The sequence below is a fragment of the Clostridium sp. AM29-11AC genome (assembly GCF_003480545.1).
Lineage (GTDB): Bacteria > Bacillota > Clostridia > Lachnospirales > Lachnospiraceae > Otoolea > Otoolea saccharolyticum_A.
Genome location: NZ_QUJI01000002.1, coordinates 188,175 through 208,435 on the forward strand (window position 1 = coordinate 188,175; position 20,261 = coordinate 208,435).

15 protein-coding genes and 1 riboswitch are annotated in these 20,261 nt (G+C 51.4%); of the genes, 7 read left to right on the plus strand and 8 right to left on the minus strand.

Annotated elements, in window-relative coordinates; translation table 11 throughout:
• Positions 1 to 151: 151 nt before the first annotated feature.
• Positions 152 to 3,706 carry a PD-(D/E)XK nuclease family protein gene (locus DW757_RS02625; protein WP_118750906.1) on the plus strand — a complete coding sequence of 1,185 codons (3,555 nt, stop codon included), beginning with the start codon at positions 152 to 154 and terminating at the stop codon, positions 3,704 to 3,706.
• Positions 3,697 to 7,518: a UvrD-helicase domain-containing protein gene (locus DW757_RS02630; RefSeq protein WP_118750907.1), complete on the plus strand. Its 3,822-nt coding sequence runs from the start codon at positions 3,697 to 3,699 to the stop codon at positions 7,516 to 7,518. The genes DW757_RS02625 and DW757_RS02630 overlap by 10 nt, the downstream gene beginning before the upstream one ends.
• Here the strand turns inward: DW757_RS02630 and DW757_RS02635 are convergent.
• The 5 genes from DW757_RS02635 to DW757_RS02655 all read right to left on the minus strand — a co-directional run bounded on the left by DW757_RS02635 (position 7,506) and on the right by DW757_RS02655 (position 11,819).
• Positions 7,506 to 8,432: an ABC transporter ATP-binding protein gene (locus DW757_RS02635; protein ID WP_243033311.1), complete on the minus strand. Its 927-nt coding sequence runs from the start codon at positions 8,430 to 8,432 to the stop codon at positions 7,506 to 7,508. The genes DW757_RS02630 and DW757_RS02635 overlap by 13 nt on opposite strands.
• A 61-nt stretch (positions 8,433 to 8,493) precedes the next feature.
• On the minus strand, positions 8,494 to 9,261 hold the full coding sequence (cbiQ, locus tag DW757_RS02640; RefSeq protein WP_118750908.1) for a cobalt ECF transporter T component CbiQ: 768 nt from the start codon (positions 9,259 to 9,261) through the stop codon (positions 8,494 to 8,496).
• Positions 9,262 to 9,585: a cobalt transport protein CbiN gene (locus tag DW757_RS02645; RefSeq protein WP_182433236.1), complete on the minus strand. Its 324-nt coding sequence runs from the start codon at positions 9,583 to 9,585 to the stop codon at positions 9,262 to 9,264.
• Between the two features lie 101 nt (positions 9,586 to 9,686).
• Positions 9,687 to 10,436 carry an energy-coupling factor ABC transporter permease gene (locus tag DW757_RS02650; protein WP_118750910.1) on the minus strand — a complete coding sequence of 250 codons (750 nt, stop codon included), beginning with the start codon at positions 10,434 to 10,436 and terminating at the stop codon, positions 9,687 to 9,689.
• A gap of 180 nt (positions 10,437 to 10,616) precedes the next feature.
• A riboswitch (cobalamin riboswitch) is annotated at positions 10,617 to 10,810 on the minus strand.
• Positions 10,811 to 10,838: 28 nt separating this feature from the next.
• Positions 10,839 to 11,819 carry a LysR family transcriptional regulator gene (locus DW757_RS02655; RefSeq protein ID WP_008395029.1) on the minus strand — a complete coding sequence of 327 codons (981 nt, stop codon included), beginning with the start codon at positions 11,817 to 11,819 and terminating at the stop codon, positions 10,839 to 10,841.
• Between the two features lie 351 nt (positions 11,820 to 12,170).
• Between DW757_RS02655 and glsA the strand changes: the two genes are divergently transcribed.
• Positions 12,171 to 13,088, plus strand: a complete 918-nt coding sequence (glsA, locus tag DW757_RS02660) for a glutaminase A (RefSeq protein WP_347476039.1) — start codon at positions 12,171 to 12,173, stop codon at positions 13,086 to 13,088.
• Between the two features lie 221 nt (positions 13,089 to 13,309).
• Entirely contained in the window at positions 13,310 to 14,737 is a 1,428-nt protein-coding gene (locus tag DW757_RS02665; protein WP_008395031.1) for an alanine/glycine:cation symporter family protein, read from the plus strand.
• 65 nt (positions 14,738 to 14,802) lie between these two features.
• Here the strand turns inward: DW757_RS02665 and DW757_RS17285 are convergent, their stop codons facing one another.
• The 3 genes from DW757_RS17285 to DW757_RS02680 form a co-directional block, all read right to left on the minus strand.
• Complete coding sequence (locus DW757_RS17285; RefSeq protein WP_015573744.1) at positions 14,803 to 15,135, minus strand: hypothetical protein; 333 nt, start codon at positions 15,133 to 15,135, stop codon at positions 14,803 to 14,805.
• A gap of 122 nt (positions 15,136 to 15,257) precedes the next feature.
• Positions 15,258 to 16,301: a HAMP domain-containing sensor histidine kinase gene (locus DW757_RS02675; RefSeq protein ID WP_021966933.1), complete on the minus strand. Its 1,044-nt coding sequence runs from the start codon at positions 16,299 to 16,301 to the stop codon at positions 15,258 to 15,260.
• Positions 16,294 to 17,007, minus strand: a complete 714-nt coding sequence (locus tag DW757_RS02680; RefSeq protein ID WP_118750912.1) for a response regulator transcription factor — start codon at positions 17,005 to 17,007, stop codon at positions 16,294 to 16,296. Before DW757_RS02680 ends, DW757_RS02675 begins: the two co-directional genes overlap by 8 nt.
• Before the next feature lie 438 nt (positions 17,008 to 17,445).
• On the opposite strand from DW757_RS02680, the gene DW757_RS17560 reads away from it, so the two are divergent.
• From DW757_RS17560 to DW757_RS02695, 3 genes are all read left to right on the plus strand, one after another.
• Complete coding sequence (locus tag DW757_RS17560) at positions 17,446 to 17,820, plus strand: GerAB/ArcD/ProY family transporter (protein ID WP_243033314.1); 375 nt, start codon at positions 17,446 to 17,448, stop codon at positions 17,818 to 17,820.
• A gap of 233 nt (positions 17,821 to 18,053) precedes the next feature.
• Complete coding sequence (locus DW757_RS02690) at positions 18,054 to 19,400, plus strand: sodium/glutamate symporter (RefSeq protein WP_118750913.1); 1,347 nt, start codon at positions 18,054 to 18,056, stop codon at positions 19,398 to 19,400.
• Between the two features lie 50 nt (positions 19,401 to 19,450).
• Complete coding sequence (locus tag DW757_RS02695; protein ID WP_243033317.1) at positions 19,451 to 20,203, plus strand: creatininase family protein; 753 nt, start codon at positions 19,451 to 19,453, stop codon at positions 20,201 to 20,203.
• Positions 20,204 to 20,261: the final 58 nt, after the last annotated feature.

Sequence of the window (20,261 nt, forward strand, 5' to 3'; positions counted from 1 at the left end):
ATTGAATACTAGATGACAAGAGAAAATCGTTCTGAGGACAGGTCTTAGGCAGTTTCTCCTTTTCACCTGCGGGGAGGCCGGCAAACTTCCCGGTTGAGGAGAACGGATGTTTGTAGTACAATAGGGAACAAAGAGGAAAAGGAGGCTTTCCATGTCATTACAGTTTATTATCGGCGGTTCCGGCTCGGGGAAAACCCATGTTCTCTACGAAAACCTGATCCGGCAGTCACTTGAGGAGCCGGATGGAAAATACTTTGCCATTGTGCCGGAGCAGTTTACCATGCAGACACAGAAGGATATTGTGGCCATGCATCCCTGCCACGGCGTGAGAAACATCGATATTGTCAGCTTTGAGCGTCTGGCCTACCGGATTTTCGAGGAGCTGGCTGTGGAGACGCCGGCGGTTCTGGACGATATGGGAAAGTCCATGGTGCTAAGGAAGGTGGCCGCAGGTCGGAAAAAGGAGCTGCGCCTGTTTGGAAGCCATCTGGACAAATCCGGCTTTATCGGGGAGCTGAAATCCATGATGTCGGAGTTTTTCCAGTATGGGATCACTGGAGAGGCTCTGAAGGAGATGGCAGAGGGCACCCAGAGCGCCATGCTGCGCCAGAAGCTCTCAGACATGAGCGAGCTGTATGAGGGATTCCGGGAATATACGAAGGATCGATTCATTGCAAAGGAGGAGATCCTTGATATTCTGTGCCGGGTAATTCCGCGCTCAGAGCTGATTAAGGACAGTGTGGTGACCCTGGACGGATACACGGGGTTTACGCCGGTGCAGTACAGGCTTCTGGAGCTGCTTTTAACCTACTGCCGACAGGTGACGGTGACCATTACCATGAATCCGGAGGAGAATCCCTATAGAGAAAAGCCCATCCAGCACCTGTTTCACCTAAGCAGCCATACGGTGTGCAGGCTTACGGATCTGGCCGCCTCCTCCGGAGCAGGGCGCACAGAGGATATTCTTCTTAAGGGAGACTGCCCGAGATTCAGAGAGAGCCCTGAGCTTTCAAAGATTGAGAGGGAGCTGTTCCGGTACGGGCGCAGAGGGGAACAGAAAGAAGGAAAACAGGAAGAAGGAAAACGGAAAGAAGAAAAACAGAATCAGACCGGCTGCGGGGCTCCCCACAGAAAGAGTGGGCTGATTCTTCATCAGGCGGAGAATCCCATCCGGGAAATCCAGTTTGTCTGTGCCCAGATTGAGAGGCTGGTGAAGAAAGAGGGGTACCGCTACCGGGATATTGCGGTGGTGACGGGAGCCCTGTCCGATTACTCCGGGGAGCTTACAAGGCAGTTTCAGGAAAACAAAATTCCCTGCTTTCTGGACAGCAAGAAAAATATTCTCGGAAATCCCATGGTAGAGCTTCTCAGGGCCTCCATGGAAACGCTGACCGAGGACTTTTCCTATGAGAGCGTGTTCCGGTATCTGAAAACGGGAATGGCCGTGGAGGATGTGGAAAAGCTCTCAAGACTGGAAAATTATGTGAAGGCTCTGGGAATCAGGGGGTATAAGCGCTGGAACAGCCGGTGGGAACGGGTGTACCGGGATGGAGAGCTGTTAAATCTGGACGAGCTCAATGAGTTCCGGGAACAGATTGTGGCGCCGTTTCGGCCTTTAAGGGAGGTATTTTCCGACCGCTCGTCCTCGGTTCGGGAAATGACGGCGGCCCTTGTGCATTTTCTGGAGGAGATTCACGCAGAGGAGAAGCTGGGAGAGTGGGAAAAACGGTTTTCTGAGATGGGGGAAGCAGAGCTTGAGAAGGAGTACAGCCAGATTTACGGGCTTGTGATGGAGCTGTTTGACCGGGTCGCTGCCCTCCTGGGCGACGAGGTGGTCAGCCGGAGGGAGTATGCACAGATCCTGGATGCAGGCTTTGAGGAGATCAAGGTGGGACTGATCCCGGCTGTGGTAGACCGCGTGGTGGCGGGAGATCTGACAAGAACCAGGCTCTCCCACATAAAGGCCTTGTTTTTTGTGGGAGTCAACGATGGAATCGTGCCGTCTGCTGTCAGGAGAGGGGGAATCCTGACAGAGGCGGAGAGGAGGCTCTTAAAGGAAAAGGGTGTGGAGCTGGCGCCGACGGCCAGGGAGGAGGGCTTTTTAGAGCGGCTGTACCTCTACCTTGTCATGACAAAGCCGTCGGACACTCTGTTTTTGACCTGGAGCCAGACCTCGGCAGCGGGTAAGGGGCTTCGCCCTTCCAGCCTGCTCGGGCAGGTGAAGTCGCTGTTTCCAGAGCTTACGGAGACGCGGTCAGACGAGTTTGAGGAGGCAGCCTGGTCCCTTCCGGCTGGAAGGCGGGCGTTAATCGGAGGGCTCCGCGAGAGGAGTGCGTCCTCCTCCCAGCCGAAATTCCTGGAGCTTTACCGCCGATTCTATACGGACAGCGGGTACAGGGAGATGACCAGGCGTCTGGTGGAGGCTTCCTTCTGCTCCTATGAGGACAGGGGAATCGGGCGGACTGCAGCAGGCAGGCTGTACAGCCCCATCCTTCGCGGAAGCGTGACGAGAATGGAGCGGTATGCAGCCTGCGCCTACGCCCATTTTCTGAACTTCGGGCTGGAGCTTCGGGAGAGGAGAGAGTATGAGCTGGCTGCAGCGGATATCGGAAACCTGTTTCACAGCTCCATTGACCTGTTTTTTAAGACCATGAAGGAGGAGGGAAGGAGCTTTCGCACCCTCTCTCCGGAGGACAGGAAGGAGCTTGTGGGACGCTGCGTCTCGGCGGTGACAGCGGAGTATGGGAATACGGTGGTGTCAGCTTCCTCCAGAAATGAATATCTGGGGCACCGTGTGGAGCGGATCACAGACAGGACCGTGTGGGCCCTCACGGAACAGCTTAAGAAGGGAGATTTCGAGCCGGCCGGCTTTGAGCTTACCTTTACGCCGGCAGATAATCTGAAGGCTATGAAGATCCCTGTTTCCAGGACAGAGGCCGTTCACCTTCAGGGGCGCATTGACCGGATGGATCTGTGTGAGGATGAGGACAAAATCTATGTAAAGATTATTGACTACAAGACAGGTCAGACGAAATTCGAGCTGACGGAGCTGTTCTACGGGCTTCAGATGCAGCTGGTGGTATATCTGAATGCGGCCATAGAGAAGGAACAGAGGAAGCACCCGGACAAGCAGGTCGTGCCTGCGGGAATTTTCTATTACAATATCGCAGATCCAATGGTGGAAAAGACAGAGGACATGGATGAGGAGGAGACCCAGGAGGAAATCCTGAGAGCCCTCAGGATGAACGGGCTTGTAAACAGTGATTTAGACGCCATCTCCCATCTGGACAGAGAGATAGAGACCCAGTCTGATGTGATCCCGGTGGCCTTCAAGGCGGGGATCATTCAGGAGGCCAGATCCTCGGTAGCCAGCGAAAGGCGTTTTGCGGCCCTGACCGGGTTCGTCAACCGGAAAATCCAGTCCATGGGACGGGAGATCCTGGACGGAAGGATCACGGTGGATCCCTACAAGCGGGGAGACCGCACCGCCTGCGATTACTGTCCTTATCACGGAATCTGCGGCTTTGATCTGAAGACAGAGGGCTATTCTTTCCGCCGTTTTAAGGCAATGAAACCGGAGGCAGTCTGGGAGGAGATTGAGGCGGAGGAAGAGGAAAGCAGAATCGGAGAAGGCAGAACAGGGAACCGCAGAAGCAGAGGCGGTCAGGAAGACGGAAACGGAGGCAGTGCAGAGTCATGGGAGTAAACTGGACAAAGGAGCAGAGGCAGGTAATTGAGAGCAGGGACAGGAATCTCCTTGTCTCAGCCGCTGCAGGGAGCGGAAAGACCGCAGTTCTGGTGGAGCGAATCATCCGGATGATCACGGACGGGGAGAGGCCGGGGGATATTGAGAGGCTGCTGGTGATGACGTTTACCAAGGCGGCGGCCTCGGAGATGCGCGAGAGGATCCACGACGCCATCGAGAAGAAGCTGAAAGAGGATCCGGGCAATGAACATCTGCAGCAGCAGGCGATTATGGTGCAGTATGCCCAGATCACTACCATTGACAGCTTCTGCCTCCATATTTTGCGGGAACATTTTGACTGCCTGGACATTGACCCTGCGTTCCGCGTGGGGGATGAGGGCGAGATGCTTCTGCTGCGGGGGGATGTGATGGAGGAGCTTTTGGAGGACTGGTATGGGAGACATGATCCGGCCTTCGAAAATTTCGTGGAAACCTATGCGTCCGGAAAGGCAGACGGAGGGATAGACGATTACATCTACCAGGTTTACAGCTTTTCCCAGAGCAATCCCTGGCCGAAGGAGTGGATAGACGAGTGCAGGAGAGAGCTGTCGGACACCTCTGTGGAGGCCCTCGACAGAACCGGGTGGATGCAGTTTCTGCTGGAAGATGTGAGGAGGCAGGCGTCTGAGTGGGCGGGGCAGCTTCAGGAGGCTGCCAGGCTCTGCTCAGAGGAGGATGGGCCCGGGGCCTATCTTCCCATGATTCTCTCCGATCTGTCAAATGCCGAAAAGCTCCGGGAGGTGTCGGGGTACGACAGCTTCGTGCAGGCGGCGTCAGGCTTTGAATTTCCCAAGCTGGCCGCTGTCCGGGGGAAACATTCACCGGTGAACCCGGATAAAAAGGAGAAGGTGTCTGAGTGCAGGAAGCGGATCAAGAAGGCTGTGGAGAAGATGAAGGGACAGTTTCTGTTTGCTTCCGAAGAGGAAATCCTTGCAGATCTGGCAGGAAGCAGCGAGGCAGTTCTCATGCTCCTTACGCTGGCGGAGGATTTTGCCGGACGGTTTGAGGCGAAGAAGAGGGAGAGAAACCTGGTGGATTTTAACGATCTGGAGCATCTGGCCCTTCAGGTGCTGTACCGGGAGGAAAAGGAGGGGGGAGAACACAGGCCCAGCGAGGCGGCCGATCTTCTGGCCGGTCAGTTTGACGAGATCCTGGTGGATGAGTATCAGGACAGCAATCTGGTGCAGGAGGCCCTTATCAGGGCAGTGTCCAGAGAACGGTTTGGAACACCCAATGTGTTTATGGTAGGCGATGTAAAGCAGAGTATTTACAAATTCCGCCTGGCCAGACCGGAGCTGTTTCTGGAAAAGTACCATTCCTACACGAAGGAAGACAGTCTCTATCAGAAGATTGAGCTTTACCAGAATTTCAGAAGCCGCAGGCAGGTGCTGGAGAGCACCAACGACGTGTTTTACCGGATTATGACGGAGAATCTGGGCTCCATCTCCTACACAGAGGAGACAGCCCTTCACCCGGGGGCCTCCTTTGAGCCCCTGCCACAGGAAAGGGGCCGAAAAGAGGCGGAGCTTTCTGGGTCTGCTGCAGGACAGACTGCAGGGGAAGCCGGAGAGGATGGGCCTTTAGAGGAGCAGAGAGATCCGTTTTCCACGGAGATCCTCCTCATTAACACAAAGGACAGCGTGCTGGAGGAGCTGGACGATGACATCTCCGACTACACAAGGCAGGAGCTGGAGGCCAGGATGATCGGAAAGCGGATCAGAGAGCTGACCGATCCGGAGAGGGGATGCCCGGTCTGGGACAGGGAGCTTGGGCGCTACAGGAAGGCGGAGTACAGAGATATTGTCATCCTTCTGCGCAGCGTCTCAGGGTGGGCGGAGAGCTTTGTGGAGACTCTGGCACACCAGGGCATTCCGGCCTTTGCCGAGTCAAAGACAGGCTATTTTACCACCATTGAGGTGGAGACGATGCTGAATTTTCTGGCAGTGCTGGATAACCCCATGCAGGATATTCCCCTTACCGCCGTTTTAAAGGCTCCGTTTTTCGGGCTGACGGACCGGGAGCTGGCAGAGATCGCGGCCAGATTTAAGCATTCTGCAAACCGGGGACAGGACCGGGGAATGTACGGGGCCATCTGCCTGTATCTGGGGGAGAGCAATCAGGCAGGAGAAACGATGCAGTCCTCTGCAGAAGGAGAGCGGGAACCGGAAATTCTGGAAAAGCTGGCCAGCTTCTTCCGGGTGACGGAACAGCTGAGGAGGGAGGCCGTCTATCTGCCCATCCACGAGCTGATTTACCGGATCTTTGACGTGACCGGCTATTATGACTATGTGTCCGCCATGCCGGCAGGGGAGACCCGCAGAGCCAATCTGGACATGCTTGTGGAGAAGGCGGCTGCCTATGAGGCCACAAGCTACAGAGGGGTGTTCCATTTTATCAAATATATTGAAAAGCTGAAAAAGTACAATACAGACTTCGGCGAGGCCTCCACTGCGGCAGAGGGCGGCAATACGGTGCGGATTATGAGCATTCACAAGAGCAAGGGACTGGAATTTCCCATTGTCTTTGTGGCCGCCATGGGTAAGCAGTTTAACAGGCAGGATACCAGAGGAAAGATTCTGATCGACTCCCGGTTTGGAATCGGGACGGACTATCTGAATGCCGAGACAAGGCTTAAGGCTCCCACCCTCAAGAAAAATGTGCTGAAGCGCAGGATGGATCTGGAAAACATGGGGGAGGAGCTGCGGGTTCTCTATGTGGCCATGACGAGGGCCAAGGAGAAACTCATCCTGACAGCCTCTGACAGAAATCTGGAGGCAAAGCTGGAAAAATGGAAAGAGCTTCTGGACACAGGGGAGAGGGGACTTGCCTTTACCCTCCTGTCCCTGGCCGGCTCTTATCTGGACTGGGTGCTGATGGCCATGGAGGGAGGCGTCTGCCGGATTTGGATGCGCGAGGTGATGGCGAAGGAGCTTTTAAGTGAAGAGATCGGGGAGCAGGTAAGGCGGAAGGTGACCAAGGATATGCTCCTGTGGCCGGACAGGGAGGAAGAAGGGGAGGAGTCTCCTGCCTCTCAGATATTCGGGATGCTGGGAGATGAGGAGTACAGAAAGAGGCTGGAGGAGTCCTTCTCCTTCCAGTACCCCTGGGAGGATGAGCTGCGGCTGAACACGAAAATGTCCGTGTCCGACATTAAAAAAGAGGGGGAGGAGGAGCTCTTTGAGGAGAGCGCATTCCTCCCGACGATTCCATCCTTCCTGTCCGGTGAGGAGAAGGAGGTACAGGGGGCCAGGCGGGGAACCGCCTACCACAGGGCCATGGAACTTCTGTCTTTCCATGAGATCAGAAAAAAGTCTGATATAAAGGAGCAGCTTGACAGGCTTGTGGAGGAGGGGAAGATGACCGCTGATTCCAGGGAGCTTGTGAGAGAGTCTGTCATCTGGCCATTTTTCAGTTCAGATCTGGGAAAGCGGATGGCCGCCGCCCAGAGAGAGGGAAGGCTGAAAAAGGAGAGCCAGTTTGTCATCGGCATTCCGGCCAGACAGATGGGAGATTTTAACTCCGATGAGCTGGTGCTGGTTCAGGGAATTATCGACGCCTTCTTCGAGGAGGACGGAGAGCTGGTGCTGGTGGACTACAAGACGGATTATGTGGAAAAGGAAGAGACGCTGAGGGAGAGGTATGGGATTCAGCTTGACTACTACAGGCGGGCATTGATGCAGATGGAGAAAAAGAGGGTGAAGGAAACGGTGATTTACTCCTTCCGCCTGGGAGAGGTGAGGCTGCAGCCAGAGGGCTCCTCTCAGGCCAGATAGCTTTCCAGCTCATCCAGATTTCTGGGGATGGGAAGAGAGGGATCCAGGATCCCTTTGCGGCACAGGGAGTCAAACAGGCGCAGGGCGGCGGGAACAGAGAGATTTGCCTGGGAAAGAAGCTCCCTGTCGGTAAAAATCTCTTCCGGCGTCCCCTGCCCCAGGACGCCTCCATCCTTTAACACGACAGCCTCATCGGCCCAGGCCAGGGCGAAATCTACGTTATGGGTGGATATCATGACGGTGATCCCCTTATCGGTCATCCGCTTAACGGCCTCCTGGACCAGCTTCGTATGCCTGGGATCCAGGGCGGAGGCCGGCTCATCCAGAATGACAAGCTCCGGCTCCATCACGAGAATATCGGCAATGGAAACCTGCTTTTTCTGTCCCCCTGACAGGGTGTGGACGGGACGGCTTTTCAGAGAGGTCAGTTCCATTTCATCGAGAATCCGCTCCACGGCCTGACGCGCTTTTTCCTCGGGAAATCCCAGATTCATGACTCCGAAGGAGATCTCCTGGTAAACGCTGGAGGAAAAGAGCTGGCTGTCCGGATCCTGAAATACGATTCCCACCTTCTGGCGGAGGGATAAGAGTTCTTTTCTGGAGTATCCCACCAGCTTTCCGGCAAAGGACAGAGTGCCGGATGTGGGACGGTGAATGCCGTTGCAGCAGAGAAAAAAAGTCGACTTCCCGGAGCCGTTGGCTCCCAGAAAAGCTGTTTTGCTGCCGCGCCTGATTTTCAGAGAGAGATCCCGAAGTGCACAGCTGCGCCCCTGGTCGTAGGAGAAAAACAGGTGATCTGCCTGAAGGATCACCTCACTTTCCGGACAGACGGGTCTGGCGGGTGCTTCTGTCTCCTTTTGTGTCATGTCCCGGCAGCAGACTCTGCAGGTGCCGGTCAGTTCTGTTTGCTTCATGTCGGTCCTCCTTTAATGGGTGGTGAACAGTGAGTGTGAATGATGAATGACGAGTGATAAGTCAGGAAGCCAGCCACAGAACCAGGCAGGCCGAGGCTTCAAAGGCAGCTATCAGAACCAGATGGGAAGGCTTTGGCGGCAGACACTCCCTCAGAACAGAAAAATTCCCGTCATAGCATCTGGCCTCCATGGCGTCATACAGGATGCCGGAACGGCGGACAGACTGGATGAACAGACAGGAGACCAGGGAGGCAAAGGAAGACAGGGAGGTGTGAAAGTCGCGGTTTCCCAGCCTGGAATGCTGGGCCACGGATATTTTTCCGGCGCAGTCCAGGAGCAGAAAGATGAACCGGTAAATCAGCATCATCAGCTCGATGATGAGCGCCGGAAGATGCAGCCCTTTGAGAAACAGGAGAAGCTCTGAAAGGGGCGTGGAGAGAGCCAGAAAATAGAGGCAGGATACACCTGCCAGGGCAGTGGCAGCCATGCAGGCGGCGGCAGAGAGAGTCTCCCTCCCGGCTGTCAGATACAGCCCTCCCACCGGAAGGGAGAAAAGCTCCAGGGGAGTCTCCCGCAGAGAAAGCCCTAAAACCAGGGCATTCATTGCAAGAAAGCTGAGGGGGATCAGAAAAAGGCGAAAGTAGGAGACGGGGGAAAGTCCCCCGGCCAGGACAGTAAGAGCTGCCATGACCAGGATGATATAGAGATCCAGCCGGACACAGCGCCCTGCCACACAGAGGCAGAGGCTGAGGATGGATAAGAAAAACTTTTCACCGGTGTTGATATAGCGAAGCCGTGACTGGTAGCTGAAGCTGTCAATTAAAAGCATTTATCTTTCCTCTCGTACTGTCTGGCAGTCATCCGGGATTTCGGATAATCCGCACTGTCTCGTCCACTTCTTCCTCTCCACAAAACGGCCCATAAAGAAGGCAATCACGCCCACGCCGATTCCCGTCTGAAGGCAGAACAGCATGCTTTCTACCTCCCCTGGAAGTTCTCCTCCCAGCAGTGTTTCCAGAACAGGGGAGGCCCACGGCTCGTAGCCTGGATCCGTCGTCTCAATCAGCTGGTTGCCGCGGTCGTCTGAACCGCCGAATTCTGCGCCCTTTAAAAGAAACAGAGGGGCAAATGCGATCAGCACAGCCCCGATCAGGAGGGCTGCTGCGAGAGCGCGGCTGCTTTTCCCGGCTGTCTTATGGCCGGTTCCGGCTTTCCCTTCCCTTCTTTTCGGTGTGAAACGGTCTTCTCTTTCCATTATTCAGTTCCCTCCTTTAAAAATCCCACAGCGGCAAGCTCCGGCTGCGCATATGATTCCAGTCCGATGACGATGGCGACAGTCAAAAGCCCTTCTACCACGGCAAGAGGGATCTGGGTTCCTGCAAAGATAACCAGATTTTCCCTGAAGGCGATGGAGAAGGAGGTGGCCGAGTTATGGGCCAGGGCAAGCTGGAAGGCAGTTACGCAGTAAGTGAAGAGATCCCCCAGAAAAGCGGCTGCAAAAAGGGAAACTTTTCTGTTTATCCGGAAACCGCTAAGGATCCGGTAGAGCAGCCAGGAGACGAAGGGACCTGCGATAGCCATGGAGAAGGTATTGGCTCCCAGGGTGGTCAGGCCGCCGTGAGCCAGAAGGAACGCCTGGAAAATCAGTGCCAGAATCCCCAGAACAGACATGGCAGAGGGTCCAAACAGGACAGCCCCCAGTCCTGTCCCCGTCATATGGGAGCAGCTTCCGCTGACAGAGGGAATTTTCAGGGAGGAAATCACAAAGATAAAGGCCCCTGACATGGCCAGAAGAGTGATGGCGCGCCGGTTTTCACGGATCGTCTTTTGGATGGAAAAGAAGCCTGCCAGAAGAAAGGGCAGACAGATCAGTCCCCAGGCCACGCAGAATCCGGCAGGGAGAGCACCCTCCATGATGTGCATGGCAGAGGCCGGAAAAGAGACGCCGAGGGCTGCGGCAGGCAGAGCTGCCAGAAGGATTTGTGTTTTTCTCGTTTTTGTCATCGTAAACTCCTTTCATTCGCTGTGCGCACCCATCTGCACTAATGGCTTGCGGTGTTCCTGTCTCAGGCTTTGCTTTTTCAGGGCACGCAAAAAAGCGCTTCATCACAGAAAGTCTTGTGAAGAGCGCCGACGGCTGGGTAAAGGCCGTCTGACAGAGCCTCTGTCCTTCGCAGTAAGCTTTGCCGATTTCCTATGGCGGGCAGGTCTTCTGACTCAAGCGTCCTCATTGCCCCCGGCCTTCCCAGGCAGAGCCCAGTGACACGTTTTGGGGACAACTCTTCTTTTACAGCGGCGTGACCGTGGAGGATTTTCACCTCACTTCTCTATTCTCCTGCGGAATGAAAACGCAGGCACCTCGCCATATTCAATTCAGATATATTATAGGAAAGAACAATCCAAAAGTCAACGGTTATGTTCCGCTCTGCCTTCTGTCTGCCAGAGAGCTGTGATGCCCTCGGAAAGCCTGCTTTTCAATTCTTCCAGAAATTCCGCGGCAATGCCGGAAACAGCGCCGCCTCTCGGGAGAATGCAGCCAAACTCCAGGCAGTCGGTACACTCCTCAATGGGAATGGAGATGACCTGGTAGGTGGAGCTCTGAGCTGAGAAATCGTGAATGCCGATGCTGTAGAAATCGCTGTTGGAGAGCAGGTGCATCAGGGAAGCACGGCCGTCCAGATATACGATTTTAGGCCCTGAGTTCAGGTTATACTGAGCATTCTGCGAAAAAATCCGGTAGGCGTAATCCTCGGCTGCATCCTGGTACCTGGCAAAGCCGTAGGGGGCCAGATTGCGGAGCGTGACAGGACGTCCCTCCCGTATGAGGGGATGGTTTGCCGAGAGGATGATGTGGGGGCGTACGTGGGCCAGAAAGGAGTAAGAGAGCCCCAGAGAGGATATGTGGGAGCTCACCTGCCCTCGGTTTTTCGGATCGAGGTGGATGACGCCCACGCTGAACTGGCCGGAATAGACATCCTCGACTACCTCCTGGGCAGTCCCTTCCCGGAGGCGGTGAAGAAAGGAGGGCTCATCCTTGTGCCGGAGAACGATCTCGATAAAGCTCTCCATGATGTGGGAAAAGCGAGTCATGGACACGCTGAGGAAATGGGAGGGAGCATCAGAGGAGCCTGAAAAGCGCTGAAGCTTTTTTGCCTCTCTTAAAATGGTGTCCGCGTGCTCCAAAAAGTCGCGCCCGTCAGGCGTCAGGATTACTCCGCTGCGTGTGCGCTCAAACAGAACCGTTCCCGCCGTATTCTCCAGTTCTTTTATGATTTTCCCCAGGTAGGGCTGTGATATGTAAAGGGTCTGTGCCGCCTTGTTGATGGAGCCAAGGCGGGCAACCGCTATAAAGTAGGAAAGATGCTTCAGATTTAAATCAAAATTCATAGCTGACCTCTCAAAATGGGATTCTGTAATAGCTGTTTTATAGTCATTATACCATAAAAAAGTGCCTGATGTGGGTTTTTGTTGTAGCAATATGCTATATCCCTATAGATATAGAGAATTAGGCCCTGTTCAGAAAAGATGGTATAATAGCGAGGAAAGCGCATGCCATGCCTGCATGAGCATGCCTTTGACGAGCAGTCCCATCGAGACGACAGTCGGGGGCTGAAAAGCAGCTATGGGAGAGGATATCCAGGCAGGACGGGGGAATGAGAAATGACAGAGGAAAAAGTCAGATTAGAGTGGCCTCAGAAAGAAGGCGGTGGAAGAAATGGCGGCGTATCGGACGGGGAGATGCCCCGGATTTTAAACGAGGCTCTTCTTGCCGGGATGAGAGAGGTGCCGAAGGGGGAAACCGCCTCCTATATACCGGAGCTGTCACGGGCTGATAAAACAGATCTGGGGATCTGTATTTATACGAGAGACGGTAAAGTCTATGAGGCCGGGGATGCAGAAAAGAGGTTCAGCATTCAGAGTATTTCCAAGGTAATTTCCCTGTGTGTGGCGCTTCAGCACTGCGGCTTTGAAAAGGTGTTTGAAAAAATCAGGATGGAGCCGTCAGGGGATGCCTTCAATTCCCTGCTCAAGCTGGATATGACCAGCAATTATCCCTATAATCCAATGATCAATTCCGGGGCGATTGCAGTGGCCAGCTACCTGATGCCTGTGTTCAGCTTTAAAGAGCTGTTGGACTATGCGGGAAAGCTCTGCCTGGATCCGAAGATCAGGCTGGATGAGAGAGTCTACTCCTCGGAGATGGGGCACAGTGCCAGAAACAGGGCTATCGCCTATCTGCTCCAGAGCAAGGGAATTATTGAATGCGATGTGGAGAGAAGTCTGGAGCTGTATATCAAGATGTGCTCCTTAAGCGTTACGGCAAAGAGCCTGGCAGGCCTTGGCCTGGTGCTGGCAAACGGGGGATTTCATCCGAAAACGGGAGAGCGGCTTCTGGACAGGGAGGTGGTGCGCACGGTGAAAACGATTATGCTCACCTGCGGTATGTACGACGGTTCCGGTGAATTTGCCGTGGAGGTCGGAATCCCGTCCAAGAGCGGCGTAGGAGGAGGAATCCTCTCTGTTGTGGACCGAAAAATGGGAATCGGCATTTACGGTCCGTCCCTGGATCAGAAGGGAAACAGCGCAGGAGGCCAGGCCATGCTGAGATACGTTTCCGAGAAACTGAATCTTCACATGTTCGCGTGGGAAGATTAGAAAAGATTGAATAAAGGTTAAAATTTTGCAAAAATTTGTTGTAAAGACAAGGGGTGATATATTATAATAAAAAATGTATAAAAAGTATTAAAAAATGCTAAATTTAGGCCGCGATCACAGAAGAGACAGGTGACCGGAAGGGGGAAAACGACGAAGGCAGGTTTGGCAGATAAAATGAGCATTTAAAAAGTTCAGTAAGAAGAATAAGAGATGAAAAATTTGTGGAAAGGGAAGGTGATTTCGATTTGTTTGCGGAAATTATCAATACGCTGAGTAACTGGCTGTACACCTATATTCTGATTATACTGCTTCTCGGAGCGGGCGTCTTTTTTACAATAAAGACAAGGTTTGTACAGTTTCGCTGTCTGCGGGAGGCAATCCGGGTGGTAAAGGAGCCCAGCGACGACAAGGAATCCATCTCTTCCTTCCAGGCGCTGATGGTATCTACTGCGTCCAGAGTGGGAACGGGAAATATTGCGGGAATTTCAACAGCCATCTGCATCGGAGGAGCAGGGGCCATGTTCTGGATGTGGCTGGTGGCCCTTTTAGGCAGCGCATCTGCGTTTATTGAGAGTACACTGGCTCAGATTTACAAGAGGAGGGCCGATGACGGAAGCTCTTATGGAGGTCCGGCCTATTACATACAGGCAGTGTTAAAGAAACGGTGGCTGGGAGTCCTCTTTGCATGTACTTTGATTGTAACTTACATGGGAGGATTTAACCTGGTAGCTGCATTTAACATTGCGGATTCCTTCCGGGCATACAGTTTTTATGACGAATCCACAACACCTCTGATTGTGGGAGTTGTGCTGGCCGTGATCTTTGCTCTCTGCATATTCGGAGGAAGCAAACAGATTTCAAAGGTTACAGGAGTTCTCGTTCCTGTTATGGGAATCTTCTATATCCTTGTATCTCTTGCCATTATTGTGACCCACTTAAATCTGGTTCCCAAGATGTTTGCGGATATTTTTTCACAGGCCTTTGATTTCCAGGCGATATTCGGAGGCTTTACTGGTTCCGCTATTATGCAGGGAATCAAGAGAGGCCTTTTTTCCAATGAGGCGGGCGTCGGTTCCGCTCCCAATGCAGCTGCATCCGCAGGAGTCTCCCATCCTGTAAAGCAGGGACTGGTGCAGATGCTCTCCGTCTATATTGATACTATCGTGATCTGCTCCGCAACGGCTTTCATGCTTCTGTGCTCCGGAATTGAACCAAGCACAGAGCTCCAGGGAATGCCTTATGTGCAGGCGGCGGTGGCCAATACACTGGGAGGTTTTGGAACTGTTTTTATTACAGTTGCACTCTGCCTGTTCGCGTTTACCACATTAATCGGAAATTTCTACTATGCAGAGATGGGGCTTGGCTATATCTGTGACAAGAAGCCGGGAAAGAAACTGATGCTTGTGTTCCGAATCGCGGCAGCTCTGATTGTATGCTTTGGTTCTACAATGGAATTCAGCGTGGCCTGGAATACGGCAGATGTGCTCATGGGACTGATGGCAATTATCAATCTTCCTGTCATCCTGATCCTCTGCGGTCCGGCTGTGCGCTGCATGAATGATTACCTGAAACAGAAGAGAGCGGGAAAGAATCCGGTATTTAAGGCAGCGAGCATTAATCTGGAGACAAAGACAGATTTCTGGAATTAGAGAAAACAGAAAATGCAGGAGGCGGCATACTCCCATGGCTGGGGTATACCGCCTCCTGCATCACTTTAAAGAAGAAACAGCTTTGCAATACCGAGAACCACAGATCCGGCTACCAGCAGTCTGCCTGCCAGCTTCCAGCTTTCTTCTGAGCTTTTCCAGTACAGAAGCGCTCCTGCAATTCCAACAGCTCCGATTGCCCATCTAAACAGCTGAGCGGACAGATAGTTTGACGGCAGGCTGTTAGCTCCCAGATATGCTGTCAGCAGTCCGAAGGCAGCCATCACATAGACTGCTCCGCTCTGAAGCCGTGATTTTTTTGCCAAAAACATAATCAGGATACCAATTGCACCCAAAACACTCATCACAACAAACAGTACCATTAACATTCCTAATGCCATATTTTGCACCTCTTTCATCTTTTTTTGATTGTTTAAAAACGAATGAGATTCTCTGTTTCGTTTTCATGCTCCCAGTGTAGCAGGAAAATCTGAAAAAAAGTCACAGCAGTTTCTGAAGAATTCTAAAGAATAACAAGTCCTTTTAAAACAATTTCAATATGAAAGAGTTCCGGCGTCCGATTAATGGTGATACTGCCCTGGTAAAGCTCCGCAATCTGGCGGATTGCAGCAATTCCCAGTCCGCGGCTTTCCGTTTCCGGAACGGCATTTTTAGAAATACCGTTTTCCTGTGTGATACAGAGGGAATCGGCTCCGGTTTTGATTTCCAGACTCACAGGACAGTTTTCGTTTCCGTACCGTTCAATATTTGTCATCAGATTGTCGAAAATTCTCTGAAGTTCTCCTGGATCCACGGTCCACTCAAAATTTCTGCAGGCATCGAGAGAGAGCTGGCATAGAAAGTGTTCCTCCAGAGACGCTTCCCATTCGCTGGCCATCTGTTCCATCAGGAATCGCCCGTTTTCAATATGTGTCAGTTTTCTGACATTTGTGTTTAGCAGGCGATCGGTCAATTCTCTGATCTGGCCGGCCCGGCTGCAGACACTGTCAATGTAAGCCCTGATTTCCTCCTCACTCCATGTTTCACGCTCTCTCATATACTCGGAGCGGGCGAGGATTGCAGCCAGTGGGTTGCGGATATCATGGGACATGGAGCGGATGAAGCGCTCCCTTTCGTCACGAAGGGACTGCTCCCGGAAGCGAAGCTCCCTCTGAGAACATGCAAGCCTGTTGATGCATGCGGCGAGCTCTGCCAGCTCATCATTTCCCTCCTCAGGAATGGAAAAGTCCATCTCTCTGGCATCCATTTTTTCGATTCCTTTTATGATGGTCAGAAGGTAGGACACTTTTTTAGAGAGAAGAATAAAGAAAATCCAGAGAAAAAACAGGACAGCTCCCATGGCACACAAACTCTTCAGCCACAGCCTTCCAGCCGAAAGCCATTCTCTGGCCGGAACCCACCCTCTGTAGTGCAGGTAATTTTGTGCGATGGAAGCGGCTCCTCCGTATAGAAACAGATAAAAAACAGCAGAGCAGATCATGCTGATACAGAAATAAAGGATCAGCTCCCAGGCGAGCTGCCTCCTGCGTACACGGTGTTCAGTCAATGTAATATCCCCTTCCCCAGGCTGTTTTTATATATTTCGGATTTCGTGAATTGTCGCCCATTTTTTTTCGGATATTCTTTATGTGTACCATAATTGCACCGTCCCCAACAGCGTCTTCCCCCCATACACTCTGGTAAATATTGTCCAGGGAGTAGATTTTTTTTCTGTGCTTTGCCATAAGCTCCAGGATTCGGTATTCCGTATAGGTCAGGCTGATTACAGCCTGGTTCTTTATAAGGGACTGACTTTCTGTATCCAGAAGCAAATCGCCGATGGGGATCATCCCCTTTTTTTCAGCTGTCTCCTCCCTGGCTGCGGCGGGAGGAGTTCCCTGCTCCGCTCTGCGGAACACAGCGCGAATCCGCATGATCATCTCCATATTGGAAAAGGGCTTTACGATGTAGTCATCTGCTCCGATTAAAAAGCCGTTTACCTTGTCTGCTTCTCCTGAGTAGGCTGTGAGAAACAGAAGCGGCGCCTGAAAGCGGGCCCGGATTTTTTTGGCAGCCTCAAAACCTGTTTCCTCCGGCATATTGACATCTAAAATATACATATCAATGGATTCGTCTGCCAGTCTGGCAGCCTGTAACCCGTTTTCTGCTTCAACTACTTCGTACCCTTCGGCGCTTAAAATCATTTTCAGGATTTCTCTGAGATCCTGCTCGTCATCTGCTATCAGAATTTTCTTTCGTCCTGTCTGATCCATCTTTTGCTCTCCTTCCGCGTGACACTATTTTAAAGTGGGTGAAAACCTTGGAAGCAAAATCTCCGGGGGTTTAGCATCCTGTTCTCGGCGCGGACAAAATGTCCGCTTTGCGGTCATTGTACCATAATTTCCACTAGATGGAAACTGCCGGTTTTAGTTTCTTATTTCAGGAAGAGTATTAAAAAATGCTAAATTCAGGATGCGCTCACAAAAGAGACAGATGACCGGAGGGGGCATCTTTTTTATGGTAAAGACAGAATTCGTTCAGTTCCGCTGCCTGAAAGAGGCAATCCGGGTGGTAAAAGAACCCAGAGATGACAAAAAGCCAATTTCTTCCTTCCAGGCTCTTATGGTATCGACGGCTTCCAGAGTAAGAATGGAAATATTGCCGGAATCTTCATGGCTATCTGTATTGGCGGCGCGGGAGCTATGTTCTGGATGTGGCTAGTAGCGCTTTTGGGAAGCGCATCTGCATTTGTGGGAAGCACCTCTGGCGCAGATTTACAAAAGAAGAGCCTAGGACGTTCCTACAGAGGCCCTGCGTACTACAACATACAGGCAGTACTGAAGAAAAGGTGGCTGGGCCTGCTATTTGCCTGCACTCTGCTCGTAACTTATATGGGCGGATTCAATATGGTAGCTGCATTTAACATTGCAGATTTCTCCCGCGCGTACAGCTTTTACGACGCTTCTGCAACGCCCCTCATCGTAAGCCTTGTACTGGCAGTTATTTTTGCAGTATGCATGTTCGGCGGCAGCAAGCAGATTTCAAAGATTACGGGAATCCTATTTTGCATATTAATTCCTCTCTGAAGCGTATCAGAGAAAAGAAAGAAATATATGATAAAGACATAAAAAAGAATATAAATAATAAATGATAGAGTAAAAATGCACAAAAATATTCAATAATAATTATATAAAATGCGAATTGAAATAAAATAGATACAATGTCATACTAAATGTATTAAATAAAACATTTTGGAGGAGAAAAGAACGAAGAAGGAAAAAATAGTTGCCTGAACACAGGAGAAGAGGAGGGAGATTCTATGACATTGGAGGGTGTTTTAATTGATTTTTCGCTGATAAGTATGCTGTTAGTGATTGGAGCCTGGATGAGAAGAAAAATTAAGTTTCTGCAGATTTATTATATTCCGGTATCGCTGATTGCCGGGGTGCTGGGACTTCTTCTCGGGCCGCAGGTACTGGGAAAGGTTTCGCCGGTGTATTTTCCTTTTTCCTCTTCCATGAGCCAGTGGGCAGGAGTTTTAAGCGCGATTGTATTTAGCTGTTCCTTCCTTGGCTTGAAACTGGAGAAAGTATCGGGGCCGGCGCTGCAGACTTATTTTCTGGCGGGGACTATTCACCAGATGCAGGTAATCGTAGGGCTTACTGTTACGTTTCTTCTGGGGCTTGTATTTGCGGATTTGAAATTCGGATTTGGAATTCTTCCGGTACTTGGCTTTTATGGCGGACATTCTATGGCTATCGCGGGGGGAACTATTTTTGACGATGTGGGTTATATGACAACAGGAGCTCAGGTGGGCGCAACGTTTGCTACCATCGGAATGCTGACAGGAGTAATTGGGGGAATGATCCTGATTAACAGGGCGGCTCAGAAAGGCATCACTAAGGTAAAGATGAAACGCGAAGAGCTTCCAAAGAGCATGCTTACCGGTTTTTATCCGGAAGGAGAAAGACCTTCCCTGGGAAATTCAGTAACGGCTTCCGCCTCGCTGGATCCCTTAGGCTCTCAGCTTATGCTGGTAGGATTCATTATTCTGTGCGGACATGTATTAAGAAATATTCTCATTGGAATTAATGAATTTTTTGTAAATCTTCCGCTGTTTGCCTGCTGTCTGATTTTCAGCGCAGTGTTTTGCATTGCCACCCAGAAGGCAAAGCGGGTGAATGACATGATTGATCGGAAAACAGTAGTCAGAATTTCGGGAGCTGCCCTGGAATACATGATTGCATCAGCGATTGCAACCACCAGCGTCAGCGTATTTTCTACTTACGCCGTACCATTAGTCGTTGTAAGCGTTGCAGTGGCGGCTATCACTTATGTCAGCTGCTTTATATTTTCAAAATGGATTCTTCCAAAAGAGGATTCCTTCGAGACTTCCATCGGACTGTTTGGACAGTGCTGCGGCGTTTTGGCTACGGGACTTCTTTTACTTAAAGTAGTGGATCCCGAGTTTGAAACAAAGGCGGCTACGAATATTACATCCTCAAGTACGCTGGGATATACGTATCAGCTCCAGTATACTCTGATACTGGTGGCGCTGTGCATGACAAAGCCTCTGTTTGTATACGCGTGGAGCTGGCTGCTGTTAATTGTTTTGTTTGGAGGCGGAGTTTTGCTTGGAAGAAGGTACAGAAAGAGAGCCGTATAAGAAAACAATAAGTATATAAGTATAAGCAAAAATAGAAAAGGAGAATCGCTATGAAGAACACAAACTGGATGAAGGAAATGAGCTGGACAGAATTTCAGGAGAGAAAGGCAGACTGCGACACAGTTATTATTCCGGCAGGAGCTATCGAGGTTTATGGACCGCAGCTTCCTCTCGGCTCGGATTCCATTGTATCGGAGGCTATTTGCGAGAGAGTGGCAGAACGGGTAAACGCCATGATAGGGCCGTTTATTGAAGTTGGAGAATCTGCGCCGCTGTATGGTTTTCCAGGTACAATTAAAATTATGCCGGAAACCTATTACCTTGTGATGAGGGATATTATGGAATCCCTGATTCACTGGGGCTTTAAAAACTTTATGTTTATTAACATGCACGCAGGAAATGTGCCGATTATCGGACAGCTCTGCAGAGAATATCAAAGATCCCACGGTATTAAGTGCGCACAGGTTGACTGGTGGCGTTTCACGCAGCCAAATTCAGTGGGAATCTGCGAAAATACAGGCTGGATGGCTCACGGGCATGCCAGTGAATGCGGTACTTCCGTAATGATGTACCTCCATCCGGAATATGTGGATTTCTCCAAGGCAGAGTGTATTAAGATGGATGGAAAATTTACAAAGTACCCGGATATTGTCACTTACGACGAGTTTGGCGAAAAGACGCCCAATGGCATTCTCGGAGATGCGACTATTGCAACAAAAGAAAAGGGAGAGGCCATTGTAACCAAATGCGTGGACAGAATTGTGGCTTTTATGGAAGAAACTTTTGACTGTCAGAAAAAATAAGAAAACTGTATACTGAAAAAGCGGCAGGCCTTATAAGGCAGAAAGAAAGGACAGACAT